The organism is Kitasatospora sp. NPDC038210, assembly GCF_055600605.1.
This window is the reverse complement of the sequence record NZ_JBVJYK010000003.1, coordinates 24,647-49,641: the sequence shown is the minus strand read 5'-3', so window position 1 is coordinate 49,641 and position 24,995 is coordinate 24,647. Positions and strand designations below refer to the sequence as shown.

The following is a 24,995-nucleotide window of genomic DNA, read 5'->3' as shown; positions in this document are numbered from 1 at the left end:
AACCCGCATGACGACCGCCACCGGGACGACACCCGGCACGACGCCCGGCACCGCACCCGCCGTGACCGTACTGACCTGCGACCTGGGCGCGCTGGGCGCCCCCGACCTCGCCGTCGTCGACGCGCTCGCCAGGCTGAGGCTCGCCGCAGCCCGGCACGGGGTGGGCGTGGTGCTGCTGAACGCGAGCGGCCCGCTGCGCGAACTGCTCGCCTTCAGCGGGCTCGCGGCGCTGCTGCCGGACGCGGCCGATCCGCTCGGCCCGACCGATCCGCTCGGCCCGGCCGGACTACTCGACCCGGCCGGACTACTCGGTGTCGCCCTCCTCGGCGTCCAGCCGGGGCGGCAGGCCGAACAGCGGGAAGAGCACGTCGGTGTCCAGGAAGTTGGTGAACCCGGTGATCCGGCCCGCTGACACCTCCGGCACGATCAGCGCCCACGGCTCGTGCCCGCCCGCCGGGCTCGGCCGGTACTGGGCGAAGGCCGGCCCGCCGTTGGCCGTGACCGGGAGCAGCCGGGAGCCGCGGCAGCCGTTCCCGGGGCCCAGCATCCAGGCCCTGATCTCGTCCTCCCCCTGCAGCCACATCGCGAACGGCGGCATGTTGAGCGTGACGTCCTCGTGCAGCAGCGCGGCCAGGCCGTCCATGTCGTAGGCCTCGAAGGCGCGGACGTAGCGGTCCAGCAGCGCGCGGTGGTCCTCGTCCAGCGCGGGGGCCGGCCGGGCGGCCGGGGCGTCCGAGGCGAGCACCGCACGGGCCCGCTGCAGTGCGCTGTTGACCGAGGCCACCGTGACGCCGAGGAGTTCGGCCACCTCGGCGGCCTTCCAGCCGAGCACCTCGCGCAGGATCAGCACCGCGCGCTGCCGGGGCGCGAGCCGCTGCAGCACGGCCACGAAGGCCAGCTTCACCGATTCGCGCTGGGCGGCCACCTCGGCCGGGTCCCCCGTCTCGGGCAGCACCCGGCCGTCCGGGGCGGGGCCGATCCACGTCACCTCGGGCAGTTGCGTGCCGTGCGCCGCGGCCACCGTGACCGGGCCCGCCAGGTCCATCGGACGGGCCCTGGCGTTGCGGCCGTTCAACGCGTCCAGGCAGACGTTGGTGGCGATGCGGTACAGCCAGGAGCGCAGCGCCGCCCGGCCCTCGAAGCCCCGGTGCCCTCGCCAGGCCCGGACCATGGTCTCCTGCACCGCGTCCTCGGCCTCGAAGACCGAGCCGAGCATGCGGTAGCAGTAGCCGGTGAGTTCGGTCCGGTACCGCTCCAGCTGGAGCTCGACCGGCTCCTCCGTGATCACGTCGGCCATGGTGTGCCCCCGTCGTCCTGCCGTGCGTGCTGAACGGGACGAACCTAGCGCAGGGCACCGACAGTCCGGCCCGCCGCGCTCCGGCCGCTCCCCGCAACGCCCCTGACCGCGCATCAGGGGCGGGCGCCGACGGCCCGGCGCCCGCCCCTCGGCGGAACGGCGCGCCGGGCGGCCGCTCAGTGCGCGGAGTGCTTCTCCGCGCCGCGGTGCCGGTGGCCCTTGAGCTCACCGTGCATCGCGGGGGCGGCGTGGACGGCGGTGGTCGGCGCGTCGCGCCCGCCGTGGCGGAACACGTCGCCGCTGCCGTGGCCGGTGCCGGCCGCGGACATCGCACCGGTGCGCAGCTTCGGCGCGATCCGGGCGGGTGGGCTCGCCATGCCGCGGCGTTCGAGCAGTTCCTGGGTGCCCTGACGGAGCTGGGCGGTGCTGCCCGGGGCTCGCTTGGTCATCGTCGGCCTCCCTTCGGCGGTCACCGGCCGGACGGCTGTCGACCGGAGGGGCCGCGCGGTCGCTATGTCCGGATTTTATCCGGCTTGCGCGCCCGTGCCACCGGGGCGGCCCGCAGCCCGCGACCCGTGACGAAGGCCCGCCCCGGCCCACGGCCTCCCCCGGCCCACGGTCTCCCTCAGCCCATGACCTCGTGGACGAAGCACCAGCGCCAGTCCTCCCCCGGCTCGTACGAGCGGATCACCGGGTGGGAGGTGTTGTGGAAGTGCGCGGCGGCGTGCCGTTGCGGCGAGAAGTCGCAGCACCCGACGTGGCCGCAGTCCAGGCAGATCCGCAGGTGCACCCAGTCCCTGCGGCCCTGCGCCAGGCACTCGGCGCAGCCGCCGGCGGGCGGGAGCGGCTCGATGTCCTGAGGGGCCAGAGCGAGGTCTTCGCAGGCACTCATGAGTGCAGGCTAAGCCGCTCGGGGCCGCTCCGCCCGCTCAGGGACGGGCCGCTCAGGACGCCTCCGACACCCCGGAGGGGCCGGCCGCCTCGGCCGTCCCGGCCGGGGCCGTCCAACTCGCCAGCAGGGCCAGCTTCTGCGCGGTCGGCGACCCCACCGGGGCGGTGTAGACGACCAGCAGTTGGTCCGGCGAACCGTTGACGCCCAGGGTCTCGTAGCCGAAGTCCAGGTCGCCGACCAGCGGGTGCCGGACCAGCTTGACGCCGTGGGTCTTCTCCCGGACCAGGTGGTCCGCCCAGAGTCGGCCGAACTCCTCGCTGCGCACCGATAGTTCGCCGACCAGCGCGCTCAGCACCGGGTCGTCGGGGTGCAGTCCGGCATCCCGGCGCAGGTAGGAGACGGTCTCCGCGGCGACCGCGTCCCACTGCCGGTAGTACTCCCGGGCCGCCTGGTCGAGGAAGGCGTGCCGGGCCTGGTTGGGCGGGCCGTCCGCGCCGCCGTCCGGACGCGTGGAGAAACCGTTCACCGCCTCGCCCAGGGCGTTCCACGCCAGGACCTCCATCCGGCGGCCCAGGACGAAGGCCGGCACCCCGGTCATCAGGTCCAGCAGCAGCCTCGTCCCCGGCCGGACCTGCTGCCGCGCCCGCCCCCGGCCGGCGGCCGTCCCGGTCGGGGCCCTGGGCGGCCGGGCGAGCGAGCGCAGGTGCGCCGTCTCCACCGCGTCCAGCCGCAGCACCCGGGCCACCGCGTCCAGCACCGCGTCCGAGGCGCTGCCGCCCCGGCCCTGCTCCAGCCGGACGTAGTAGTCCACGCTGACGCCCGCGAGCTGCGCCACCTCCTCCCGGCGCAGGCCCTGCACCCGGCGGCGGCCGTGCGAGGGCAGGCCGACCTCCTCGGGCAGGATCCGGGCCCGGCGCGAACGGAGGAAGTCCCCCAAGGTGTTCTCCATGCCCGGCAGGTTAGTCGCGTGCGGCGGAGCGAGGGTGGTACTGCCGTTCCCAGGAAAGGCCGTCCCCGGAAGGGAGTTCCCAGGACGGCGGTACCCGGGAAGCACACGGCCCTGGGTCGGCCGTCGCGGTCCGCGCAGAGTGGTCGACGTCAGCCCGACCGCACCAGGAACCCGGAGCCCCCGATGAGCCTCGCCCCCCTCGCCGCCCGCACCGCCGTCGTCACCGGAGCCGCCAGCGGCATGGGCGCCGCCACCGCCCGGACGCTCGCCTCCCAGGGCGCCCGGGTCGCCCTGCTCGCCCGCCGCACCGAGCGGCTGGACGCCCTCGCCGCCGAGATCGCCGCGGCGGGCGGCCAGGCGCTCGCCGTCACCGCCGACATCACCGACCAGGCCTCCGTGGACGCCGCCGCGAAGGCCGTCCACGACGCCTGGGGACAGGTCGACCTGGTGGTCAACAACGCCGGGGTGATGCTGCCCAACCCCCTGGCCGACGGCCGGATCGACGAGTGGACCCGCATGGTCGACACCAACCTCACCGGCGCGCTGCGGATCGTCCGCGCCTTCACCGCCGACCTCACCGCGGCCGCCGCCGAGGGCCGCACCGCCGACCTGGTCAACGTCTCCTCGATCGCCTCGCACGTGGTCTTCCCCGACTACGCCGTGTACGGCGCCACCAAGGCCGCGCTCACCCAGCTGTCGGCCGCCCTGCGCAGCGAGCTCGGCCCGCGCGACGTCCGGGTCAGCGCCGTCGAGCCCGGCCTGACCGACACCGAACTCGGCGGGCACATCGACAACCCGGTGCTGCGCGACCAGCTCGGCGGCATGTTCGCCGCCATCCCGGCGCTCGCGGCCGAGGACATCGCCGACCTCGTCGCGTACACCGTCAGCCGCCCCCGGCACGTCAACCTGCGCCACCTGGTCGTGCTGCCGACCCGGCAGGCGTGACCGGCCCACCGGCGTCCCCGCTCCGCGTCCACGGGTGACATGGGAGCATGCCACCCGTGGCGATCGTGACGGGGAGAACGAACGGCGACACCGACGGTGGCGACACCGGAGGTGTGCCTGCGCAGCGCAACGGCGGCGCGGGGGCGCCGGACAGCCGGGCTGTGGGCAGTGGCGCTGCAGGTGGTGGCGCTGCGAGCGGCGGCGCTCCGGGCAGTGGCCCGAGAGGCGCCGGCGCGAGGGGCGCCGACGGCATACCCGGGCAGCCCGGACCGGCCCGGTTCCTGGCCCGGACGATGCCCGCCACCGGTCGGCTGCGGCAACCCGTCGCCCTGATCCGGCTGCTCGGCGGCCTGCTCGCCATCGCGCTGACCCTGCTGCTCGCCGACTACGCCCGCGCCACCACCGGCGGCATCGCCGCCGACGTCGCCGAGGCCGCCGGCCTGGTGCCGCGACCGCTGGCGAGCCTGGCCGGCGGTCTCACCACCGCCGCCGTCCTGCTGCTGCCGGTCGGCCTCGCCGTCCGGCGCCTGTTCGGCCCCGACCGGCGGCGGGCCCTCCAGCAGGTCTCCGACGGACTGCTCGCCGCCGTCCTCGCGTACGGCGCCACCCTCGGCGTGGACCTGTGGGCCGACAGCCTCGCCCCGCACTCGCTGCTCACCGCGCTCACCCAGCCGCTGCCCGGCAACGTCCTCGGGCGCACCGAGCCGGTCTACGGCTACCTCGCCCCGGTCCTCGCCTTCATGACCGCCTCCGGCAGCCGTGAACGCCGCCTGCCCTGGACGGTCCTCGCCCTCTCCGGCCTCGCCGGACTGGCCTGCGGCTACGCCACCCCCACCGCACTGCTGCTCGGCCTGCTGATCGGCTGGACCGGCGCCCACGGCACCCTGTACGCGGTCGGCAGCCCCGACCCCTGCCCCCGGCCCGGCGAGATCCTGCGCGCCCTGCGCGAGAGCGGCCTGCGCCCGGTCGAGGCCCAGCCGACCGGGCCCGACCGCTACCGGGTCCGGCAGACCGACGGCCGCCCCGACCTCGACGTCCAGCTCCTCGACCGGCAGGCCGTCACCGCCGCCGCCGTCCAGCGGGCCTGGCGCCGACTGCGCCTGCGCACCGCCCCCGACCCCCGGGCCCTGCGCTCCCCGCGCACCGGGCTGGAGCACGAGGCCCTGGTCACGTACGCGGCCCTGGCGGCCGGCGTCCGCACCCGCGACATCGCCGCCACCGCAGGCCTCGGCCAGGACACCGCCCTCATCGCGTACGAGCGGCTGGACGGCCGCACCCTGGACCAGCTCGCCGACGAGGAGATCACCGACGAGCTGCTCGTCGACGCCTGGGGCCAGCTCGCCCTCCTCCAGCGCCGCGAGATCGCCCACCGCGCCCTCGTCCCCTCCTCCCTGCTGGTGGACGGCTCGGGCGCGGTGCACCTGGTCGACTTCGCCGACGGCGACATCGCCGCCACCGAACTCGTGCTGCGCTGCGACGTCGCCCAGCTCCTCACCACGCTCGCCCTGCGCACCGGCGCCGCCCGCTCGGTCCGCACCGCCACCGCCGTCCTCGGCCCCGACCCGATCGACGCCGTCCTCCCCCTCCTCCAACCCATGGCGCTCACCCACACCACCCGCCGCGCCCTCAAACGCCACGGGAAACCCGCCCGACCGGCCCCGGTCCACCCGGAGCCGTCACCCGCCGACGCGGGCTCCCGCCCCACCGCCGGCAACCGTGCGAACGCCGTCACCGCCACGCTCACCGCCACGTCCGCCACCACATCCACCGCCCCGACCGCCGGCTCCGGCAGCGACGGCGCGCAGGCCGAGCACGCCCCCGCGCCCGGCGGGCTGCTGGAGGAGATCCGGGCCGAGGTGCTGCGGGCACGCCCGCAGGTGGTGGGCCGGCCGGTGCGCCTGGAGCGGCTGCGGCCCCGGACGCTGCTGGCCGTCGTGGGCGGGGTGGTGGCCGGGTGGCTGCTCATCCCGCAGCTGTTCGCGGCGGAGGACAATCCGGTCTCCGCCCTGGCCGACGCCGATCCGTGGTGGCTGCTCCTGGCACTGGCGGCAGCGGCGACCAGCCACGTCACGGCGGCGATGGGCTTCGTCGGCTTCGTGCCGGAACGCCTGGACTTCCGCAACGCGGTGCTGGCGCAGGTGGCCGGGTCGTTCGTGAAGCTGGTGTCACCCGGCGGGGTCGGCGGGGTGGCGCTGAACACCCGGCTGCTGCAGAAGGCGGGCATCCCGACGGCGCAGGCGCTGTCCAGCGTCGGCGTGGGGACGATGATCGGGCTCGTGCTGCACCTCCTGCAGCTGGGCGCCTTCGTCTACCTGCTGGACCTGCAGCCGGGCGGCTCCGAGCTGGACGCGCTGCCCGCCGTGGTGGGCGGGCTGGCGGGCGCAGCGGCCCTGCTGGCGGTGGTGTCGGCGATCCCGGTGGCCCGGCGGTGGCTGGCCGCGCGGCTGCGGCCGCTGACGACCGAGGTGCTGCCCCGACTGCTGGACCTGCTGCGCAGCCCGACCCGCCTGGCGGTGGGCGTGACCGGCCAGCTGCTGGTGTCGATCTGCCTGATCTCCTGCCTCTACTGCTGCGCCCGGGCGATCGGCCGCGAGCCGTCCTTCGCCTCCGTCGCGGTGGTGTTCCTGGTGGGCAACGCGGCGGGCAGCGCGGCGCCGACCCCGGGCGGGGCCGGCGCGGTGGACGGGGCGCTGATCACGCTGCTGCAGCAGACCGCGTCGATGGAGAAGGGCGGCGCACTGGCGGCGGTGGCGCTGTACCGGCTGCTGACGCTGATCCTGCCGGTGCTCCCGGGGTGGGCCGCGATGGCCTGGCTGCAGCGCCGTCGCGCGCTGTAGACCCCGGGGGCCACCGCCCCGGGGACCACCGCCCCGGCGGCTACTCCCGGTACTCGTCCTCGTCGAGCTGGACCACCCGGGACTGCTCCGCGGCGTCCGCGACGTCGGTGGCCGGGTCGGCGCCGAGGGCGCGGCGCTCGGCGACCTCGTCGTACTCGTCGACCTTCGGCGCCTCCTCGTCCGGCTCGACGGTCTCGACGGTCTCGTCGATCAGGTACTCCTCGTGATCCTGCGGCATGGCGTCCGTCCTCACTGTTCGGAGGCTCCCACGGGCTCGGGTGGCGTACTGGAAGTATCCGCCGCCCGGCGCCCCGACGCGAAGCGCCGGGTCCGCCCCGGCGTGTTGCCGGAGGCCGCGCGACGCCCGGCCCGGACGCGGCCCGGGCCCGGCGCGCGCCCCCCTGATTGACCCGCGGATCATGCGCCCGAATGACCCTGATGACGGGTGCACTCCGTCCCTAGGGTCGTCGTCATGACGACGAACGGGACCATCGGATCCCCCGCCCGCCTCGACTACGCCCGCACCGTCCCGAAGGTGTTCCGCGCGATGATCGCCCTGGACGCCGCCGCCCGCGAGGGCCTGGACCCGGCGCTGGTCGAGCTCGTCCAGATGCGCACCTCGCAGCTGAACGGCTGCGCGTACTGCCTGGACGTGCACACCAAGGACGCCCGCAAGGCCGGCGAGAGCGACGAGCGGATCTACCTGCTGCCGGTCTGGCCGGAGGCCCCGGCCGGGGTGTACGGCGAGCGGGAGCGGGCCGCCCTGGCGCTCGCCGAGGCGATCGCGCGGGTCGGCGACGGGGTGGCGGACGCGGTGTACGCCCGGGCCGCCGAGCACTTCGCCGAGGCCGAGCCGGCGCAGCTGATCTCGGTCTGCTTCACCGTCAACGCCTGGAACCGCCTCAACGTGGCCACCCGCAACGTCCCCGGCGCCGCCTGAGCGGAGGGCCCGCCGTCCGATCCGCCCCGGGGCCCGCCGCGGCGCCCGCCGGCCCGCCCGCCCGGAACGCCGCCGAGGCCGCCGGGGGTACGATCGGTGCCGTACAAAGGGCTTACCCACACCCACCCGGTGGCCCCGAGGCCCATACGAACGACGGGGAAAGCATGTCCGGCTCGCACTACTTCACCGGTGCACCCGAGGTCGCCAGCGACCGCCGGCCGATCACGGTCTCCCTGCCGGACCTCACCCTGGAACTGACCACCGACACCGGGGTGTTCTCCCGCAGCCGGCTCGACCCGTGCACCCGGATCCTGCTGGAGCACGCACCCGCGCCGCGGGTGCGCGGCCCGATCCTGGACATCGGCTGCGGGTACGGTCCGATCGCGCTCACCTGGGCGAGCCGGCGCAAGCGCCTCCCGGTCTGGGCGGTGGACGTCAACGAGCGCGCCCTGGAGCTGGTCCGGCTGAACGCCGAGGCGCTGGGGCTCGGGAACGTCCACGCCGCCCTGCCCGACGACGTCCCCGAGGACGTCCGCTTCGCCACCATCTACTCCAACCCGCCGATCCGGATCGGCAAGGCCGCGCTGCGCCGCCTGCTCGCGCACTGGCTCGGCCGGCTGACCCCGGACGGCTCGGCGTTCCTGGTGGTGCAGAAGCACCTGGGCTCGGACTCGCTCCAGAAGTGGCTGAACGAGCAGGGCTACCCGACCAGCCGGGTCACGTCGGTCAACGGGAGCCGGATTCTGGAAGTGCGGCCCCGCCCCGAGGCGGGCGAGGGCTCCGAGAGCGGACGAGGGACGACGACGTGAAGCAGCTGCGCGGGACCGAACTGAAGCGACTGCACCGATCCTGGCGGCGCAGCAACGCGTTCCGGCTCGCGATGATCCTGGAGAACCTGCAGTCGCCGTTCAACGTCGGCTCGGTGGTCCGGACCGGTGCGGCGATGGGTGCCGAGAAGCTGTACCTGACCGGGGACACCCCGTCGGTGCGCTCGTCCGGCGCGCAGAAGGCCGCGATGGGCACCGACAAGTACCTGAAGGTGGAGCACTTCCCGACCGTCGCCGAGGCGGTGGCGGCGGCGAAGGCCGACGGCTTCAAGGTGGTCGGCCTGGAGCTGGCGGACGAGGCCGTGCCGATGTTCGCCGCCGAGCTGACCCCGGCGGTGGCCTTCGTGCTCGGGCACGAGGACCGCGGGATCACGCCCGAGGCGCTGGCGCTCTGCGACCAGGTGGTGTTCGTGCCGCAGCTGGGCCGGGTCGGCTCGCTGAACGTGTCGGCGGCCGCGACGGTGGCCTGCTACGAGGCGCGCCGGCAGGGGTACGCGATCAGCGGCACCCCGGACGGCGACCTCGCGGGCGACCTCGGCGACCTCGGCGGCGACGAGGACTGAGTCGTGTGAACGGCGGGAGGGGTGTGCCGAAAGGCCCACCCCTCCCGCCGTTTCCGCCCGGAAACCCGCGCATCTCTGCCGAACGGCAGATGTGCGAACGGGCCCCGCCCGGAAGCATTCCGGTCGTGACCGAACTCCGGATCCTCGACCTGACCAAGGAGTACCGCGGCGGCAAGCGCGCGGTGGACTCCTTCTCGCTGACGCTACGGCCCGGCGTGCTCGGCCTGCTCGGCGCCAACGGCGCCGGCAAGTCGAGCCTGATGCGCATCCTGGCCACGGTCACCCGGCCCTCCTCGGGCCGGGTGCTCTGGGAGGGCGTCGACACCGCCCGCCGCCCCGGGCCGCTGCGCCGTGCCGTCGGCTACCTCCCGCAGGACTTCGGCGTGTACCCGCAGCTCACCGCCCGCGAGTTCCTCGGGTACCTGGCCGCCGCCAAGGGCATGCGGCGCCGCCCCGCGAAGGCCCGGATCGACGAACTGCTCGACCTGGTCAACCTGTCGGGCGCGGCCGGGCAGCGGCTCGGGGCGATGTCCGGCGGGATGCGCCAGCGGGTCGGCATCGCCCAGGCGCTGCTCAACGACCCGGCCCTGCTGATCGTGGACGAGCCGACGGTCGGGCTGGATCCGGAGGAGCGCCTGCGCTTCGGCAGCCTGCTGAGCGCGCTCGGCGCCGACCGGATCGTCGTGCTGTCCACCCACATCGTCCCGGACGTCGCCGCCACGGCGGACCGGATCGCCGTCATGGGGCACGGCCGGCTGCTGCACCACGGCACTCCGGAGGAGCTCCTGGGCCGCGCGGAGGGCTCGGTGTGGGAGCTGACCGTCGCCGCCGACCGACTCCCGTCGCTGCGTTCGCGGTTCCTGCTCGGCGGCACCACCCGCACCCCGGAGGGCGTCCGGGTCCGGGTGCTGTCCGGGGGCCGGCCCGCACCGGAGGCGCAGCCCGTCACGCCCCGGCTGGAGGACGCGTACCTGCTGCTCACCGCCGCCCCGGCCGGGACCTCGGCGTCAGCCGAGGAGGTGGCGGCGTGGTGACGCGCGTCGGGGCGCTCGCGCTGGCCGACTTCCGGGAGCGTCGGCGGCGGCCCGGGTACCTGGTCGTGCTGATCGGCACGCTCGCCCTCGGACTACTGGCCGCACCGCTCGGCGACTCCCGGTGGGAGGTGTTCCAGGTGACCGACCTCCACGGCCGCTACACCAGCGGCTACGTGGGGACGGTGACCGCGCTCGGCGGCGCGGTCTGGCTCTCGCTGGCGGGCTTCGGCATCGCGCGCGGGGCGATCCCCCGGGACGAGCAGAGCGGCGTGGGCCGACTGCTCGCCGCCACGCCGACGGGCCGGATCGCCTACCTGGCGGGCAAGTTCGGCAGCAACCTGCTGCTCTTCGGCTCGATGCTGCTCGCCCTGGCCGGGACGGCCCTCGGGGTGCAGCTGCTCAAGGGGGACTCGGACCGGGTGGACGTGGTGCGGCTGTTGCTGCCGTACGTCCTGATCACGCTGCCGCTGCTGGCGGCGGTGGCCGGGTGCGCGGTGCTCTTCGACACCGTGCCCGGGCTGCGCGGCGGGCTGGGGTCGATGGTCTGGTTCGCGGTCTGGCTGGTGTTCGTCCTGGGCGCGCAGACCACCGGCGGGCTGGACCTGCTGGGCATGCGCCGGATCACCGCGTCGATCCGGGAGGTGCTCGCGGCCGGCGGACGGCCGGTCGACGGTGTGGAGTTCGGGGTCGGGCTGACGGCGGACAACCGGGTGCTCGGCACCTTCGACTGGCCCGGTCTGGGGCCGGGCGAGGCGGGCGGGCCGGCCGCGACGGGGCTGCTGCTGATCGCGGCGGCGCTCGGGCTCGCGCTGCTCGGGGCGCTGTGGTTCCGGCGCTTCGACGGGACGGAGGCCCGCCCGGCCCCGACGGGGCTCCGCCCGGGCGCGACGGGGGTGCGTCCGGGCGGATGGGGCCGCAGCGCGGCGCGGGACGGCGAACGGGCCGGCACGGCACCGGAGCCCGGAGCGGCCGGCTTCGCCCTGGATCCGGCCCGGCTGACCCCGGCCCGCCAGGGCCGCACGGTGACCGCCGCGCTCACCGGCGAGCTGCGGATCCTGGTGCAGGGGCAGCAGTGGTGGTGGGCCGGGGCCGCCGTCATCGCCGCGGCGGCACTGAGCGTGGCACCGGACGGGCCGAGCCACGCGGTGCTGCCGTTCGCGATGCTGTGGCCGGTGCTGCTCTGGTCCCGGATGGGCCACCGGGCGGACGGCGGCAGCACCGCCGAACTGCTCGGCGCCTGCCCGTCCCCGCTCCGCCGGGGGCTGGCCGCCCTGCTCGCCGGAATCGTCCCGGCACTCGCGGTGGTGGCCGGATCGCTGGTCCGGCTGCTCGGCGCCGGAGAGCCCCGCGCCGCCGCGGGCGCCCTGGCCGGCGCACTGCTGATCCCAGCCCTGGCCATGCTCTGCGGCACCGTCACCCGCGGCCCCCGGCTGTTCCAGACCGTCTACCCGCTGCTCTGGTACGGAATGATCAACCACGTCGGCGGGCTGGACTTCCTCGGCGTCTCGGGGGACCGCGCCCCGGCACCCGCAGCCGTCGCCGGCCTCGCCGCCGTACTGGCGCTGGGCGTGCTCACGGTGGACGCGATACGCCACGCCACCCGCTGAGCCGCCGGGCGGGCGCGAGCGCCCCCGTCCGGACAGGTGCCCGTCGCCTCCGGCAACAAGGAGTCCGCGCGCCCGCCCGGGTCCGCAAAGCTGCCGGTCAACCGGCAGATTGGGCCCGGCCCGGGGCCGGAGCGCCGGAGTACGATGGCCCGGTCCCGGAGGCGCCGAACACCCGAGCGCCCTGGCAGGCCCGACCCTCGCCGAGGCGATCCTCCCGGCGCACGGTGGGCCAGGGCCGCGCGCGCCCAGGACCGTCAACCGCACCACAGCACCAGGCAAGGCCCAGAACGACGGCCCGTCGTGCTGCGCAGGCAGGGCGACGGGCCGCGCCACGCCCCGATGCCCGTCTGTGAGGACGCACCCATGACCCCTGCCCTGTCCAGCACGAGCCCGGACACCGGCGGACGCCCGACCGGGATCACCGACTCCTCCGACTCCTCCGACCCCACCGCACCCTTCGACCCCGCCGAACTCTCCACCTACAGAAGACTGTTGGTCCTCCTGGCGACCAACCCCGCCGCCTACCGCACGATCTGCCACGAGCCGGAGGGGAACACCGCCCTCGCCAGCGAACTACGCGGCCACCCACTGGCACAGGCCGCCAAGTCCATCGTCCTCCGAGCCAAACGAACCAAGCGGGACGGCGGCGGCCGCTACGCGCTCGCCGTGGTGCCGGGCGACCGCCGGGTCGACCTGGATGCCGTCGGCCACGCCCTGGGATCCGACCGGGTCGGCTTCGCGGACCGCACCACCGCCGAACGACTGAGCGGCTGCACGAGCGGCTCGATCATCCCCTTCTCGTTCCACCCCGACCTCGAACTCCTCGTGGACCACGACCTCTTGACCAACCGCCACCTCTACTTCAACGCAGCACGACTCGACCGCTCGATCGCCCTGTGCACCGCCGCCTACCGAACCCTGGCCCACCCCCACATCCTCGCCATCGCCGCCTGACCCACCCATCCGTCCGCCCGCCCACCCACACCGGGCCCACTCCCCCGCCCGCGGACGCAAAAGGCCCAGGCCGGACGACCCCCGGCCTGGGCCCCACCCCGATCAGCCCCGGCCGGGGTCCCCGAACAGCGGGTTGTCGGGCCAGTGCGGCTTCGGCAACCCCAGCTCCTGCAGGTAGCCGATCCGCGCGTTGATGGCGGCGGAGAAGTGCCTCCAGTCCAGACTGGCGACCGGCTCGTTCGGCTTCGGCTCGGTCGCGGACGACGTGACGTAGCAGACCGCGTCGTACAGCTGCTCGGTCATCAGCCGCTGGCAGAAGATGCCGAACCGTTCCTGGTAGGACTTGCCGTGCCAGATCTCCTCGACGGGGAGAGCTCCCGCGGCCGGCCTGACCGGCCGCCTCGATCCCTCCTCGTCCTGCATGATGAAGAAGTAGCCGAGCCAGGGCTTCTCGCCGGGGTAGAGGTCGGCCAGCGCGGCCCTCCGGAGGTCGACGGCGCTGCCGAGGGCCTCCTCCACCCGGTTGTTGTAGTTGTTGCCGAACGACGGCCCGCCCAGGGCCTTCAGCTCGAAGGCGGCCACCAGCGTGTCCTCGTACGCGACGACGACGTCCCACTGCTTCTGGGGCCTGTAGTAGCCCGGGAGTTCCAGCCGCTGGGACTTGGCGATCCGGATGCTCCCGGGCGGGTAGCCGGCTTCGAGGAAGAACTTCGCGAGGAGGGTCGCGATGGAGTCGAAGTGCTTGCCGCCCCGCACGGAGCCGGCGGTGCCCGCGCCGACCGCCGCCTTGATCGCCGACTGTTCGTTCTGGGCCTGTTTGACACCCCAGTACGCCGCGACGGCGTCCTCGAAGTCCTGGCGGCTGACCGTCAAGGTCGGTTCCTCCTAATCGGGAAGCTCGGTGAGCCCGTAGACACGCAGCGCTGCCTCGGTGGCCGCCTCCACGTCCCGCTCGTCGAAGGCGCGCGCCAGGGCGGTCCGGTCCTCCTCGGCGATGGCCGCCGGGTCCGGCACGCGGATCCTGCGGAGGTACTGCGCCTGGAAACGGAGCGTGCCCCCACGCATCTTGACCGCGTACGCCTCCACGAACGCCTCAGCCACCTTGGAGAGGAGCAGGCCCCCGAGCACCCGCATGTTCCAGACGTCCGAGACGATGAAGTACAGGTTGTGGTGAGGGTACAACCTGCCCTTGTCAAGGACCGGATGGATGGTCAGTTTCATGTCCGGGAACAGGAGTTTCTGCCGACTGGTCAGCCCGTGGTCGACCTTGTCGATGGTCTTGTACCAGCGCTCCGGCTGCTTGGCCGCCACGTACCGCTTGCGCAGGACCCCGCTGTGCCGACGGAAGTGGGCGGCGAGCTTCGGATAGGCAGCGAGGTCGACGAGTCGGCCCTCCGAGTCCCACGGATTGACCAGACGGGAGCCGCTCCAGTCGATGGAGCCGCTGGTGGTGTCCCGCACCATGGCCAGGGGCAGGAGGCGGTCCTCCTCCACCAGTTGGGGATCGTCGGTGATGAAGACCTTGTCCGCGCCGGTGGCGATGCCGATGCCGACGCGCGTGCCCGTGACGCTGTCCTCCAGCGGCCGGAACCGGTCGCTGAGATCCTCGAGAACGGCCAGCCTCGCGGGTGAGGCCGCCGGCCAGGAGTCCTCTCCGGGGAACCAGTGCGGCAGCGGAGCGGCCTGGTAAGCGGCCGTGACGATCGGCTCCCGGTCCTCCGCCTCGTACCAGGCGAGGAACTCGCGGGCCTCCGGCTCCCCGAACGCCCGGGTCGTGTCGGCCGCAACCGCTCCGCCCTGCTCCCGGCGGGAGACGACCGTGATCGCGGGGTAGGCCGAGACCTGTTCCTGGAACGCGTCCACGTCGTGCATCACCAGCGCCAGGTCCATGCTGAACTCCCGCGTCACCAAATGCCGGAGCTTGCGGCCGTACTGGTTCCGCATCCAGCGGTCCGCGCAGATGAACCCGAGACGGCCCCCCGGCGCCAGGCTCCGGAGTGCCACCTCGTAGAAGCCGATGTAGATGTCGGCGCGGCCTCCCATCGTGGCGCAGGCACGGCGGTAGGCGTCCATCCGCCCCTCGGGGACGTCCTCCAGCCTGATGTAGGGGGGATTGCCCACGACGAAGTCCGCGCGCTGCCCGGAGTCGGCCCGGAGCAGGTAGTCGTCCTGTACCACCCAGCTCGAAGCGACCTTCCGGGCGTCGCCCCGCTCCCAGCCGTCATCCTGGAGCCGCTGCTCGACGAGCCCCCGGCTCTCTGCCACGTTCCGCCCGAGCAGGTCGAACGCACGCACAGCGCCCACCGCATCGGTGATCGGCCGACCGTGAGCCCGGCACGAGGCGCTGATCCGGGAAGCGATCACACCGAGGAACGCTCCCCCGCCGCACGCCGGCTCGACGACCCTCAGCCGCGCGAGGTCCTTGTCCGCCGTGTACCCGAGCAGATCGAGGATGAGCTCGACGACCCAGCGCCTCGTGAACACCTCGCCGTGCTCGACCGCCTCTTCAGGGACCTCTGGCAGAGCCTGCTTGTCGACGCCGAAGAGCGGGAGATTTGCCACCGGTCGACCATACAGCGGCCCCACCCCGCCCGAGCGCGCCCACGAACGACAAAAGGCCCAGGTCACGGGCTACATGACCTGGGCCTCCACTGAGCCGCCTGCGGGATTCGAACCCGCGACCTACGCATTACGAGTGCGTTGCTCTGGCCAACTGAGCTAAGGCGGCACCGTTGCCGTGTGTGGCGGCAACGCGGGCCAGTCTACACAGGTTCGCGGGTGATCCGTACTCGGATACCAGGGGGGTGGGTCAGGCGGAGGAGACGGCGAGCTTGGCGGCGAAGCCGGCGAAGAGGACGGCGACGCCGCTGGTGAGGGTGGCGGAGAGGCGCTTGCGGCGGCGGAAGGCGGTGGCGAGGGTGGTGCCGGCGAAGATCAGCAGGGAGAGGTAGAGGACGCTGAAGGTCTGCAGGATGCCGCCGAGGAGGACGAAGGAGAGGGCGGGCCGGCTGTAGGAGGGGTCGACGAACTGGGTGAAGAAGGAGAGCAGGAAGAGGATGGCCTTGGGGTTGAGAAGGCTGACCACCAGGGCGCGGCGGAAGGGGTTCTCGGTGGACTCGGGGGCCGTCTCGGTGGCGGGGTCGGCCGCGGCCCGGCGTTCGCGCCAGAGCTGACGGGCGGCGCGGAGCATGCCGTAGCCGATCCAGAGCAGGTAGGCGGCGCCGCCGAACTTGACCACCGCGAAGACGGCCGGGTTGGCCTTCAGCAGGGAGGCCGCGCCGATCGAGGTGAGGCTGATCAGGGTGAGGTCGCCGACGAAGACGCCGGCTGCGGCCCGGTAGCCGGTCCGGATGCCCTTGCGGGCGGCGACGGACAGCACGTACAGGGAGTTGGGGCCGGGCAGCAGGACGATGACGAGGGCGCCGAGGACGTACGTCGCCAGGTTGTCGACTCCGAGCACGATGCGCTCCTGTGGGGGAAGGGCGGCAGAGGGGGGCGCTCATCGTAACGTCGCACCGGTAATCGATTGAAACGAAAACTACCTGCCGGCCGCCCGGCGCCCCAGCCCCTACCGGTCGCAGCGCTTGCCCTGCTCAGGGGCCTCCCCGGTAAGCAGGAAGCGGTTCACCGCGCCGTCCACGCAGGCGCTGTGCCGGCCGTAGGCGGTGTGGCCGTCACCGTCGAATGTGAGCAGGCGACCGGACTCCAGCTGTCCGGCCAGGGACTGGGCCCAGGCGTACGGCGTGGCCGGGTCGCGGGTGGTGCCGACGACGACGATCGGGGCGGCGCCCGCCGCCCGGATGGTGTGCGCCGCACCGGTGGCCCGGACCGGCCAGTACGCGCAGGTCAGCGCCATCCAGGCCATGTCCCGCCCGAAGTGCGGCGAGGTGTGCTCGAAGTCCGGCACCGCTCGCTGGACGTCCTCCGGCCCGCTGAACGGGGCGGGCAGGTCCAGGCAGTTCACCGCGGTGTTGGCGAACATCAGGTTGGGGTACGAGCCGTCCGCCTCGCGCCCGTAGTAGGCGTCGGAGAGCTTCAGCAGCCCGGTGCCGTCGCCCGCCGTGGCGTCGGCGAGGGCGGCGCGCAGCTTGGGCCAGAGGAAGTCGGCGTACATCGCCTCGATGACGCCCGTGGTCGCCTGGGCCTCGGTGAGCCGCCGCCCGTTGTCGGTGGTGGGCAGTGCGGCGGTCCGGACGGCCGCGAAGAGGGCGGTGAGCCGCTCGCCGGCCTGCTGCTCGGTACGCCCGAGCGGGCAGTCCTCGCGCTTGGCGCAGTCCTTGGCGAAGGCGGCCCAGGCCGTCTCGAAACCGCCGGCCTGGGTGCGGTTGCCGGTGACCGAGTCGAGCGCCGGGTCCATCGCGCCGTCCAGCACCAGCCGGCCGGCCCGGCTCGGGAACAGCCCGGCGTAGGTGGCGCCGAGGAAGGTGCCGTAGGACTTGCCGACGAAGTTGAGCTTCTCGTCGCCGAGCAGGGCGCGCAGCACGTCCATGTCCCGGGCGGCCTCGACGGTGCTGAGGTGGCCGAGTGCCGGACCGGCCTGCTTCCGGCAGCCCTCGGCGAACTCCTTGTCGGCGGCGACCAGTGCGTCGATCCCGCGCTGGTCGCCGGGGGTCAGGTCGACGGCGGTGAAGGCGTCCATCCGGTCGCCGCTGAGGCAGGTGACGGGACTGCTGCGGCCCACCCCGCGCGGGTCGAGGCCGACCAGGTCGTACCGGGCGCGCACCCCGCTGTCGAACGTCCGGGCGGTCGCCTCCAGGTACTCGATCGCCGAGCCGCCGGGCCCGCCCGGGTTGAGCAGCAGCGACCCGAGCCGCGGGTCGTGGGCGCCGGCGCCGGTGACCGCCCCGGCGCCGGTGACCACTCCGGCCGCGGCGGGTTCGGCCACCGAGCGGGCAGCAACGAGGGTGAGGTCGCCGTCCCCCGGGTGGTCGTAGTCCAGCGGCACCCGGAACGTCGTGCACTCGAACCCGCCATCGCACGACTGCCAGGCCGGCCGTTGCGCGTAGTACGGCGCGAGCCCGGCCGGGACGTCGGCGGGCAGCGGCTCCAGCGGCGTGGCCCCCGACGTGCCGGGGCCCGGGGCCGAGGACCCACCGGGGTGGGCCGAGTCGGACGAGGCCGCCCCCGGCACCCCGGACGGGCCCGAACTGCACCCGACCGCCAGCAGCCCGACGACCACCGCCGCGGCCGACAGCCGCACCGCGGCGGCCCGTACCCGAACCCGCCCGAAGGCCCTCATCCGGTTGCTCTCCTCAGAAGGGATCGAAGGAACGAAAACGCGATGACGTGATGACGCGATGACGTGATGACACGAAGACGGACCGGAAGGCAGGAAGACAGGAACACGGGGAGACGGGAAGGCCGGGGGACGCGGGGAGCCCGGGGGATGCGCCGCTGCCCGGCACCCACCCCGGGGTACCGGGCAGCGTAACGCCCGCTCGGCGCTCCCTCAGGAAGACTTGGCCAGCGCCTCGGCCAGGAACTGCGCCGCCTGCCGGACCAGCCTCAGCCGCTCCCGGTCGGGCGTGAAGTCCTGCACGTTGTCCGAGATCCGCACCTCGGCCTTGGCCGCCGGACCGGCGCCCGCCTTGAGCGAAGCCTGGAGCTTGCGGGCCGCGTCCAGCCCGGCGGCGTCGGCCTTGGCGGCGGCCAGCAGCAGCTTGGCCGCGCTGCCGGTCGGGGCCTCGGCGCCGGTCTGGGTGAGCGCGGCGGCGTCGTACCGGCCGGAGACCGCGGCGGCCGCGCCGTACAGGTCGGGGCGGGCCAGCCCGGCGGCGGCCGCGCACGGCGCGCCGCCCTCGACGCCCAGGGCACCCCAGGACGCCGGGCCGGGCGGCAGGGTGCGGAAGGAGGCCGCGATGGTCGTGCGCAGCGCCGCGTCGTCGGCGACGGCGGCCGGGGCGGCGGCGACCAGCTCGCAGGGGTGGGCGGTGCCGTTGGGCGCCTCAGGGGCGACCAGGATGAACGGACGGGACTTGCCGGTCTGCAGCGCCGAACCGATGCCCTCGAAGACGTCGGGCACCTCGGCGTCGGCGGTCTTGCGCGGCGCGGCCGCGTGCATCACCACGACCGGGAAGCGCGCGTTGGGCTCCTTGGGGTACTGCGGCGGAAGCCAGACCCGGACGTTGCGCGGACGCCCGTCGGGGCCGAGCACGGCGGACTGGAGCAGCTCGCCGCCGCCCGGGTGGCCGACGCTGTCGAAGCGGCTGGCCACCGCAGGGGCCGTGGTGGCGGCCGTGCCGGGGGCGGCAGCGGCCGACTCGGTGGCCGCGGGGGGTACCGCCTGCTGCCGGACGGCCGCACCGCCCGCTGCCCCCGCGTCCGCACCCGCCGTGTCCACGACGGGCTCCGACCGGTCCGGTTGCCGGTCGCCGCGACCGAGGCCGCCGAAGGCGCCGAGGGCGGTGAGCAGCGTCAGTCCGGTGACGCACACCCCGCAGACCATCGCGCCGCCCGCCCGCAGCAGCATCGGCCACCGGTCGCCGGCCAGCTCGTAGGTCTCGGCGGCCCGCAGGTCGCGCCAGCGCTGGAGGGCCCCGCGGGCGAGCCAGATCCCGCCGAGCGCGGCGGCCAGTAGGGGGATGACGAGGAGCGAACGAACCATGCGACGCACCGCCTCGGAGGAGGGCCGGCGCCGGACCGGACCCGGCGCGTACGGGAGGCGACCGGCCCGTCCGGGCGCAGTCGGCCCCCAGCGTGCACAACCGGCGGACGGTCACACGCGGGTGTGCCCGGCGCGTATCGCTCGTTCACTCGAAGGTGGGACAGCGCACCGGCTCCGGCAGGCGTACGGCCGTCGGCCGGTGGAGCGGTCGGACGGAGCCGGTCAGGCGGAGCGGGGCCCGCAGAGCGCGTCGGAGCAGAACGCGACGGAGCAGAACGGGCCGGCGGACGACCGGCGGACGCCCCGCGGTCGGCTCAGCCCGCGCGCAGCGCCACCGTCATCGCCTCGACCGCGAGCAGCGGGTCCACGTTGCGGTCCAACGCCTCGCGGCAGGCCAGCACCGCCTCGATCCGGCGCAGCGTACCCTCCGCCGGACCGGCCTGGGCCACCCGGTTCAGCGCCTGCCGCTGGTCCTCGTTGGCGAGCGCGCCGCTGGAGCCGAGCTGGATCGCGAGCACGTCCCGGTAGAAGCCCAGCAGGTCGAGCAGGGCCACGCCGAGGGTCTCCCGGCGAGTACGGGTGGCGCGGCTCTTCTGCCGCTTCTCCAGCTCCTTGACCGCGCCGGCCATGCCGCGCGGGGCCTTGCTGCCCTCGGCGGCGCCGTAGGCCGCCTTGAGGTCGTCGGTCTCCTTGGCATCCTGGGTTTCGGCGAGCGCCTCGGCGTCGGCCTTGGCGGTGTCGACCAGGCGCTGGGCGGCGGCCAGGCAGCCGCCGATGTCGCCGACCTCCAGCGGGATCCGCAGCACCTCCGCACGCCGGGAGCGGGCCTGCTCGTCGACGGCGAGGCGGCGGGAGCGCTCGATGTCGCCCTGCCCGGCGAGCGCGGCGAGCCGGGCGGTCTCCGGCTCGACGCCGTCGCGGCGCACCAGCGTGTCGGCGACCGCCTCGGCGGCGGGGGTGCGCAGCACCAGCAGGCGACAGCGCGAGCGGATGGTCGGTAGGACGTCCTGGACGGAGGGGGCGCAGAGCAGCCAGACGGTGCGCGGGGAGGGTTCCTCCACGCCCTTGAGCAGCGCGTTCGCGGCGGCCTCGGTGAGCCGGTGGGCGGCGTCCACCAGGATCACCGACCAGCGGCCGCCGGTCGGGTAGCTGGAGGCGCGCATCACCAGGTCACGCATGTCGCCGACGCCGATGGACAGGCCGTCCGTCCGGACGTACTTCACGTCGGCGTGGCTGCCGGCGAGCACGGTGTGGCAGCCGTCGCAGAATCCGCAGCCGGGCGTGCCGCCGAGCGCGAGGTCGGGGCTGGTGCACTGGAGTGCGGCGGCGAAGGCCCGCGCGGCGGTGACCTGACCGGCGCCGGGCGGACCGGTGAACAGCCAGGCGTGCGTCATCAGCGAGGCGTTCCCGCCCTCGACCGGTGCTGCCCCGCGACCGGCCTCGACCGTCGCCCCGGCCGCCCGGGCCGCGGCGGTCAGCTGCTCGACCACCCGCTCCTGGCCCACCAGGTCGTCCCAGACGGCCACTGCTGCTCCCAAGCTCCGTACGGCAGCGCCCACGGCGCCTCTTCCCCGCCGTCGAGCATACGTCTCCGCCCTGACAGCCATTGCTCCGTCCGGGTCACGACGGACGGGCCCGGAAGCGGACGGCAGCACGCGGAGACACCGGTGGAGGGCACCGGGGGACGGCACCGGCGGAGGGCACGGGCGGACGGCGGGACCACCACCGACCGGCACCGACGTCGGCGCCCGCCGACAGCAAGGCGGCGCCGCCGGGGACCTGCCCCGGCGACGCCGCCCGCGTCGTGTCCGGTCAGCCCCGGCGGCCCCAGCGACGGCCCTTGCCCTTGCCGTCGCCCTTGTCCTGCTTCTCCTGCTTGTCCTGGCCCTCCTGGCCGAACCCGCCGCGCGGGTCCGCCCCCTGCTGCGGAGCGCCCTGCGCCGGGCTGCCGCCGTGCTCCCAACGCGTCCACTCGTCGTGCGAGCCGAGCAGGGTGTCGGTGAGACTCGGAAGGTCGTCCATCGGCGTCTCCTCGGCCCACTCCGGCCGCGACCGCTCGGCGGCCGACGGGGGCTCCGGCTGGGCCTGAGGCTGAGGCTGCCGGCCCTGGGGCTGCGGCTGGCCCTGGGGCCGCTGCGCGGCGGGCTCCCCGCCGACCCGCGGCAGCTCACGCGTACCGTCAACCGGACGGTCCGATCCCACCTGCGGCAGCACGGCCGTCCGGTCCGCGGCCTCCGCCGGGACCCGCGGCAGCACGGCCGTCCGGTCGGTGGCCTCCGCCGGGACCTTCGGCAGCACGGCCGTCTGGTCCACCGCCGGCACCTTCGGCAGCGGGGCCGTCTGGTCCACCGCCGGCACCACCGGCAGCTTGGCGGTCTCGTCGACCGCCCCGGCGGCTCCGGCCGCCTTGCGCGCCTCGGCGGCATCGGCGGCCCGGACCGCGGCCTGCCGGTCCCGCAGCGACAGCTCGCGCGTCGCCTCGTCCCCGAGCCCGTCCGTCGGGCCCTGCGCCGACTCCTGCGGCACGTCCCGAACCGGAGCACCCTGCTCCGAAGCGCCCCGGTCCGAAGCGCCCCGAACCGGAGTGTCCCGAACCGGAGCGTCCTGCGGCGTCTCCCGGACCACCCGCAGCTCCGTGGTCACGGCGTCCCCGCCCGTCGACCCCGGCCGCCCGGCCGCCCGGTCCGCCGCCGTCTCGGCCGCCTCGGCCGCTGCCGCCAGGGCGGCGGCCTGCGCCAGCCGGGCCTCCTCGGCCCGCTGCAGCGCCTCCTCCGCCCGACGACGCTGCTCCTCGCGGGCGAGCTCGCGCTGGCGCTGCAGCTCGGCCTGGGCGGCCGCCTCGTCGGCGATCCGCTTGCGCTCGGCGGCCTCGGCCGCGAGCCGGGCCTCCTCGGCGGCGCGGAGCTTGGCCTCCTCCGCCGCGCGGCGCTCGGCTTCCTCCGCCGCCCGACGGCGCGCCTCCTCCTCGGCCTTGCGCCGGGCCTCGGCAGCGGCCCGCTCGGCCTCCTCCTTGGCCAGCCGTTCCTTCTCCGCCTGCTCGGCGCGCAGCTGAGCCAGCACTTCCTGCCGCTTGCGCTCGGCGGCCTCCTCCTCGGCCTTCTTGCGGGCCTCCTCCGCGGCGCGGCGCTCGGCCTCCTCACGGGCGAGGCGCTCCTGCTCGGCGCGGGCGGCCTTCTCCTGCTCGGAGAGCGGCAGCTCGCGGTCGAGCCGGTGCCGGATGGCGGTGGTGACGAAGCCGGGTGCCTGGCTGCCGTCCACGACCAGGTAGCGCGCCGGGTCGGCGGCCGCGAGGGCGAGGAAGCCGGCCCGGACCCGCTGGTGGAACTCGGTGGGCTCGGACTCCAGCCGGTCCAGCGCCTCGGTGAAGCGCTCCCGGGCCCTGGTCGGGTCGACGTCCAGGACGACGGTGAGGTCGGGCAGCAGCCCGCCGGTGGCCCAGCGGGAGATCCGGGCGACCTCGGTCGCGGCCAGGTCGCGCCCGGCGCCCTGGTAGGCGATGGAGGAGTCCATGTACCGGTCGGTGATCACCACGGCGCCGCGCGCGAGGGCCGGGCGGATGACGTTCTCGACGTGCTCGGCGCGGTCGGCGGCGTAGATCAGTGCCTCGGCGCGGTGCGACAGGCCGGTGTTGCCGACGTCCAGGACGAGGCCGCGCAGCCGCTGGCCGACCGGACTGCCGCCGGGCTCGCGGGTGAGCACGACCTCGTGCCCCTTGCCGCGGATCCACTCGGCGAGCGCCTGGGCCTGGGTGGACTTGCCGGCGCCGTCGCCGCCCTCCAGGGCGATGAAGAAGCCGGTGCCCGCGCCCCGGTGCGGCACCGGGCCGGCCGCGCCGCGCAGCGCGTCCACCAGGTCCCGGCCGAACGGCACGGTGCCCCGGCGGTCGTCGGTGCGCAGCAGCACGACGGCGGCGAGCACCAGCGTGAGCAGCCCCGCGGTGGCCACGGCGAGGGCCGCGCCGCCGTGGATGAAGGTGAAGGAGCCGGGCTCGGCGGTGCCGTACTCGACGTCCCCGTAGGCGGCGGCGATCAGCGGGACGACGACCAGCGCGGCGGCGACCACGATCCGCAGCACCGCGTACAGGTGCTCGGTGACCTTCGGCAGCCGGGCCTCCTCGACCTCCTGGGCGAGCAGGGTGCGCCCGGCGGAGAGGACGATCCCGGCGGCCAGGGCGGCCAGCACGGTGAGCAGCAGGACGAGCACGAAGTCCAGCACCAACCCGGCCAGGATCAGCGCGACGCCCTGGGTGAGCAGCGCCAGCGCGAGCAGCCGCCGGCGGGAGAAGGTGGGCAGCGTGGCCCTGGTGAGCCGGGCGCCGAGGGCGGGCGCCCCGGTGGCGGCGAGCACCAGCAGGCCGTAGCCGATCGGACCGGCGCGGTGCTCGGCGGCGGTCAGCAGCGCGAGCGCGGCGACGCCCGCCATCGAGGCGAGGGCGGCGGCGACGGCGAAGGTGAAGTAGGGGGCGCTACCGGTGCGGCCCTTGCTCAGCGCGGGGCCGGGGACCGCATCGGTCGGGGCGCGCAGGCCCTGCAGCGGGGAGACCGGGGCGACGGCCACCGGACCGCCGGGCAGCTGCTGGAGGTAGCCGCGGGCGGCCGAGGCGGCGAACAGCCCGGCCGCGCCGAGCGCCGCGAAGGTGAGCTGGTGGGCGCGGAGCCAGTCCGCACCGGCCGCCGCGCCGATGTTGTTGAGCAGGGTGAAACCAACCAGGCCGACGGCGGCCAGCGGCACGGTGACCCAGCCGGTGAAGCGGTCGATGACCCGGACGGTCTCCAGGTTGGCGGCGGCGGGCCGCCGCTCGGCGGCCGGGGCGTAGGGGTCGGCCGCCGGGAGCAGGCCGGGGACGGCGGAGGCCCTGGCGATCTCCCGGACCCGCTCGACCGCGCCGGTGACGAACACGGTGGCGAGCAGGACGTAGGTGGCGGCGCCGGAGGGCTTCGAGCCGGAGCTCAGCCAGACGGTCCACCAGGGCGCGAGGCCGATCAGCAGGGCGCGCAGCGCGTCGGCGCCGAACAGCGTCCAACGCCGGTCGAGCTTGCCCGCGACCAGCTGGTGCACCGGGCCGAGCAGCGCCACGCCGACCAGGCCGGTGGCCACCACGCGGACGGCGAGGACCGCGGCGAGGGCGAAGGAGAGGCTGCGCGGCAGGTCGCCGAACTGGCCGCCGAGGGCGGCGGCGATCACGGTGAGCGCGAGCAGCACCAGCAGGCCGAGTCGGTCGGCGGTGCCGCCGATCAGCTGGGTGGTCCACAGACGCCGGTAGGCGCGTGTCCGCAGCAGTGCCCGGGCCCGGTCCACCGGGGTACCGGCGGGTGCGACCTCGGGCAGGTCGGACGCCCAGGCTCTGGCGGCCGGGGCGGCGCTGGGGGTGGGCTGCTCCTCGCTCGTCATACGGTCAGCGTAGCGGGCGGGGCTTGGCCGGAATGTGATGAACGGGCTTCCGGATCCCGCTCATCACCGGGTTGTGACGTTCCCCGCACAGATCCCGATCGCCTCGCCGGTCGGCTGAGGCCGACCGGGCCCACCGCTCGCCCGTGACTCGCCCC

At 75.1% G+C, this 24,995-nt stretch carries 21 protein-coding genes and 1 tRNA gene; 9 read left to right on the top strand and 13 right to left on the bottom strand.

Annotated features, from left to right (window positions below):
* The first annotated feature begins 7 nt into the window (after positions 1-7).
* Positions 8-412: a hypothetical protein gene (locus ACZ7KX_RS06655; RefSeq protein WP_470325607.1), complete on the top strand. Its 405-nt coding sequence runs from the start codon at positions 8-10 to the stop codon at positions 410-412.
* Here the strand turns inward: ACZ7KX_RS06655 and ACZ7KX_RS06650 are convergent.
* The 4 genes from ACZ7KX_RS06650 to ACZ7KX_RS06635 all read right to left on the bottom strand — a co-directional run bounded on the left by ACZ7KX_RS06650 (position 305) and on the right by ACZ7KX_RS06635 (position 3,138).
* Entirely contained in the window at positions 305-1,297 is a 993-nt protein-coding gene (locus ACZ7KX_RS06650; protein ID WP_470325606.1) for a sigma-70 family RNA polymerase sigma factor, read from the bottom strand. The genes ACZ7KX_RS06655 and ACZ7KX_RS06650 overlap by 108 nt on opposite strands.
* 176 nt (positions 1,298-1,473) lie before the next feature.
* Positions 1,474-1,746 carry a hypothetical protein gene (locus tag ACZ7KX_RS06645; RefSeq protein ID WP_470325605.1) on the bottom strand — a complete coding sequence of 91 codons (273 nt, stop codon included), beginning with the start codon at positions 1,744-1,746 and terminating at the stop codon, positions 1,474-1,476.
* 176 nt (positions 1,747-1,922) lie between these two features.
* On the bottom strand, positions 1,923-2,189 hold the full coding sequence (locus ACZ7KX_RS06640) for a UBP-type zinc finger domain-containing protein (RefSeq protein ID WP_350519841.1): 267 nt from the start codon (positions 2,187-2,189) through the stop codon (positions 1,923-1,925).
* A gap of 52 nt (positions 2,190-2,241) precedes the next feature.
* Entirely contained in the window at positions 2,242-3,138 is an 897-nt protein-coding gene (locus tag ACZ7KX_RS06635) for a helix-turn-helix transcriptional regulator (RefSeq protein WP_470325604.1), read from the bottom strand.
* Positions 3,139-3,321: 183 nt separating this feature from the next.
* Here ACZ7KX_RS06635 and ACZ7KX_RS06630 point away from each other — a divergent pair, with 183 nt between their 5' ends.
* Entirely contained in the window at positions 3,322-4,083 is a 762-nt protein-coding gene (locus tag ACZ7KX_RS06630; RefSeq protein ID WP_470325603.1) for an SDR family oxidoreductase, read from the top strand.
* A 293-nt stretch (positions 4,084-4,376) separates the two neighbouring features.
* Positions 4,377-6,920, top strand: a complete 2,544-nt coding sequence (locus ACZ7KX_RS06625) for a lysylphosphatidylglycerol synthase transmembrane domain-containing protein (RefSeq protein WP_470325602.1) — start codon at positions 4,377-4,379, stop codon at positions 6,918-6,920.
* 40 nt (positions 6,921-6,960) lie between these two features.
* Here ACZ7KX_RS06625 and ACZ7KX_RS06620 read toward each other — a convergent pair whose 3' ends face one another.
* Positions 6,961-7,158, bottom strand: a complete 198-nt coding sequence (locus tag ACZ7KX_RS06620) for a hypothetical protein (RefSeq protein WP_470325601.1) — start codon at positions 7,156-7,158, stop codon at positions 6,961-6,963.
* A 234-nt stretch (positions 7,159-7,392) separates the two neighbouring features.
* Here ACZ7KX_RS06620 and ACZ7KX_RS06615 point away from each other — a divergent pair, with 234 nt between their 5' ends.
* The 6 genes from ACZ7KX_RS06615 to ACZ7KX_RS06590 all read left to right on the top strand — a co-directional run bounded on the left by ACZ7KX_RS06615 (position 7,393) and on the right by ACZ7KX_RS06590 (position 12,845).
* Positions 7,393-7,860 carry a carboxymuconolactone decarboxylase family protein gene (locus ACZ7KX_RS06615; protein ID WP_470325600.1) on the top strand — a complete coding sequence of 156 codons (468 nt, stop codon included), beginning with the start codon at positions 7,393-7,395 and terminating at the stop codon, positions 7,858-7,860.
* A 164-nt stretch (positions 7,861-8,024) separates the two neighbouring features.
* Positions 8,025-8,669, top strand: coding sequence for a class I SAM-dependent methyltransferase (locus tag ACZ7KX_RS06610; protein ID WP_470325599.1), 645 nt, complete (start codon positions 8,025-8,027; stop codon positions 8,667-8,669).
* Complete coding sequence (locus ACZ7KX_RS06605; protein ID WP_470325598.1) at positions 8,666-9,250, top strand: TrmH family RNA methyltransferase; 585 nt, start codon at positions 8,666-8,668, stop codon at positions 9,248-9,250. Before ACZ7KX_RS06610 ends, ACZ7KX_RS06605 begins: the two co-directional genes overlap by 4 nt.
* Positions 9,251-9,375: 125 nt before the next feature.
* Complete coding sequence (locus ACZ7KX_RS06600; RefSeq protein ID WP_470325597.1) at positions 9,376-10,284, top strand: ABC transporter ATP-binding protein; 909 nt, start codon at positions 9,376-9,378, stop codon at positions 10,282-10,284.
* Complete coding sequence (locus tag ACZ7KX_RS06595; protein WP_470325596.1) at positions 10,278-11,891, top strand: ABC transporter permease; 1,614 nt, start codon at positions 10,278-10,280, stop codon at positions 11,889-11,891. Before ACZ7KX_RS06600 ends, ACZ7KX_RS06595 begins: the two co-directional genes overlap by 7 nt.
* Positions 11,892-12,254: 363 nt before the next feature.
* Entirely contained in the window at positions 12,255-12,845 is a 591-nt protein-coding gene (locus tag ACZ7KX_RS06590; protein ID WP_470325595.1) for a YbaK/EbsC family protein, read from the top strand.
* A 102-nt stretch (positions 12,846-12,947) separates the two neighbouring features.
* Here ACZ7KX_RS06590 and ACZ7KX_RS06585 read toward each other — a convergent pair whose 3' ends face one another.
* The 8 genes from ACZ7KX_RS06585 to tmk all read right to left on the bottom strand — a co-directional run bounded on the left by ACZ7KX_RS06585 (position 12,948) and on the right by tmk (position 24,840).
* On the bottom strand, positions 12,948-13,718 hold the full coding sequence (locus ACZ7KX_RS06585) for a PaeR7I family type II restriction endonuclease (RefSeq protein WP_470325594.1): 771 nt from the start codon (positions 13,716-13,718) through the stop codon (positions 12,948-12,950).
* A 12-nt stretch (positions 13,719-13,730) separates the two neighbouring features.
* Positions 13,731-15,473 carry an Eco57I restriction-modification methylase domain-containing protein gene (locus tag ACZ7KX_RS06580; RefSeq protein ID WP_470325593.1) on the bottom strand — a complete coding sequence of 581 codons (1,743 nt, stop codon included), beginning with the start codon at positions 15,471-15,473 and terminating at the stop codon, positions 13,731-13,733.
* A gap of 26 nt (positions 15,474-15,499) precedes the next feature.
* Positions 15,500-15,573 (bottom strand) — tRNA-Thr (locus ACZ7KX_RS06575).
* 81 nt (positions 15,574-15,654) lie between these two features.
* Complete coding sequence (leuE, locus tag ACZ7KX_RS06570; protein WP_402802855.1) at positions 15,655-16,305, bottom strand: leucine efflux protein LeuE; 651 nt, start codon at positions 16,303-16,305, stop codon at positions 15,655-15,657.
* Positions 16,306-16,413: 108 nt separating this feature from the next.
* Positions 16,414-18,084, bottom strand: a complete 1,671-nt coding sequence (locus ACZ7KX_RS06565) for an alpha/beta hydrolase (protein ID WP_470325592.1) — start codon at positions 18,082-18,084, stop codon at positions 16,414-16,416.
* A 210-nt stretch (positions 18,085-18,294) separates the two neighbouring features.
* Positions 18,295-19,449 carry an alpha/beta hydrolase gene (locus tag ACZ7KX_RS06560; protein WP_470325591.1) on the bottom strand — a complete coding sequence of 385 codons (1,155 nt, stop codon included), beginning with the start codon at positions 19,447-19,449 and terminating at the stop codon, positions 18,295-18,297.
* A gap of 314 nt (positions 19,450-19,763) precedes the next feature.
* The gene (locus tag ACZ7KX_RS06555) at positions 19,764-20,975 is read right to left on the bottom strand and encodes a DNA polymerase III subunit delta' (RefSeq protein WP_470325915.1); all 1,212 of its coding nucleotides are present in this window, start codon (positions 20,973-20,975) and stop codon (positions 19,764-19,766) included.
* A 286-nt stretch (positions 20,976-21,261) separates the two neighbouring features.
* Positions 21,262-24,840 carry a dTMP kinase gene (gene tmk, locus ACZ7KX_RS06550; RefSeq protein ID WP_470325590.1) on the bottom strand — a complete coding sequence of 1,193 codons (3,579 nt, stop codon included), beginning with the start codon at positions 24,838-24,840 and terminating at the stop codon, positions 21,262-21,264.
* Between the last annotated feature and the right edge of the window lie 155 nt (positions 24,841-24,995).

Excerpts from the sequence above, each read along its gene's own strand:
- ACZ7KX_RS06655 (WP_470325607.1), top strand. The coding sequence starts at position 8 with ATGACGACCGCCACCGGGACGACACCCGGCACGACGCCCGGCACCGCA.
- ACZ7KX_RS06650 (WP_470325606.1), bottom strand. The coding sequence starts at position 1,297 with ATGGCCGACGTGATCACGGAGGAGCCGGTCGAGCTCCAGCTGGAGCGG.
- ACZ7KX_RS06645 (WP_470325605.1), bottom strand. The coding sequence starts at position 1,746 with ATGACCAAGCGAGCCCCGGGCAGCACCGCCCAGCTCCGTCAGGGCACC.
- ACZ7KX_RS06640 (WP_350519841.1), bottom strand. The coding sequence starts at position 2,189 with ATGAGTGCCTGCGAAGACCTCGCTCTGGCCCCTCAGGACATCGAGCCG.
- ACZ7KX_RS06635 (WP_470325604.1), bottom strand. The coding sequence starts at position 3,138 with ATGGAGAACACCTTGGGGGACTTCCTCCGTTCGCGCCGGGCCCGGATC.
- ACZ7KX_RS06630 (WP_470325603.1), top strand. The coding sequence starts at position 3,322 with ATGAGCCTCGCCCCCCTCGCCGCCCGCACCGCCGTCGTCACCGGAGCC.
- ACZ7KX_RS06625 (WP_470325602.1), top strand. The coding sequence starts at position 4,377 with ATGCCCGCCACCGGTCGGCTGCGGCAACCCGTCGCCCTGATCCGGCTG.
- ACZ7KX_RS06620 (WP_470325601.1), bottom strand. The coding sequence starts at position 7,158 with ATGCCGCAGGATCACGAGGAGTACCTGATCGACGAGACCGTCGAGACC.
- ACZ7KX_RS06615 (WP_470325600.1), top strand. The coding sequence starts at position 7,393 with ATGACGACGAACGGGACCATCGGATCCCCCGCCCGCCTCGACTACGCC.
- ACZ7KX_RS06610 (WP_470325599.1), top strand. The coding sequence starts at position 8,025 with ATGTCCGGCTCGCACTACTTCACCGGTGCACCCGAGGTCGCCAGCGAC.
- ACZ7KX_RS06590 (WP_470325595.1), top strand. The coding sequence starts at position 12,255 with ATGACCCCTGCCCTGTCCAGCACGAGCCCGGACACCGGCGGACGCCCG.
- ACZ7KX_RS06565 (WP_470325592.1), bottom strand. The coding sequence starts at position 18,084 with ATGAGGGCCTTCGGGCGGGTTCGGGTACGGGCCGCCGCGGTGCGGCTG.
- ACZ7KX_RS06560 (WP_470325591.1), bottom strand. The coding sequence starts at position 19,449 with ATGGTTCGTTCGCTCCTCGTCATCCCCCTACTGGCCGCCGCGCTCGGC.
- tmk (WP_470325590.1), bottom strand. The coding sequence starts at position 24,840 with ATGACGAGCGAGGAGCAGCCCACCCCCAGCGCCGCCCCGGCCGCCAGA.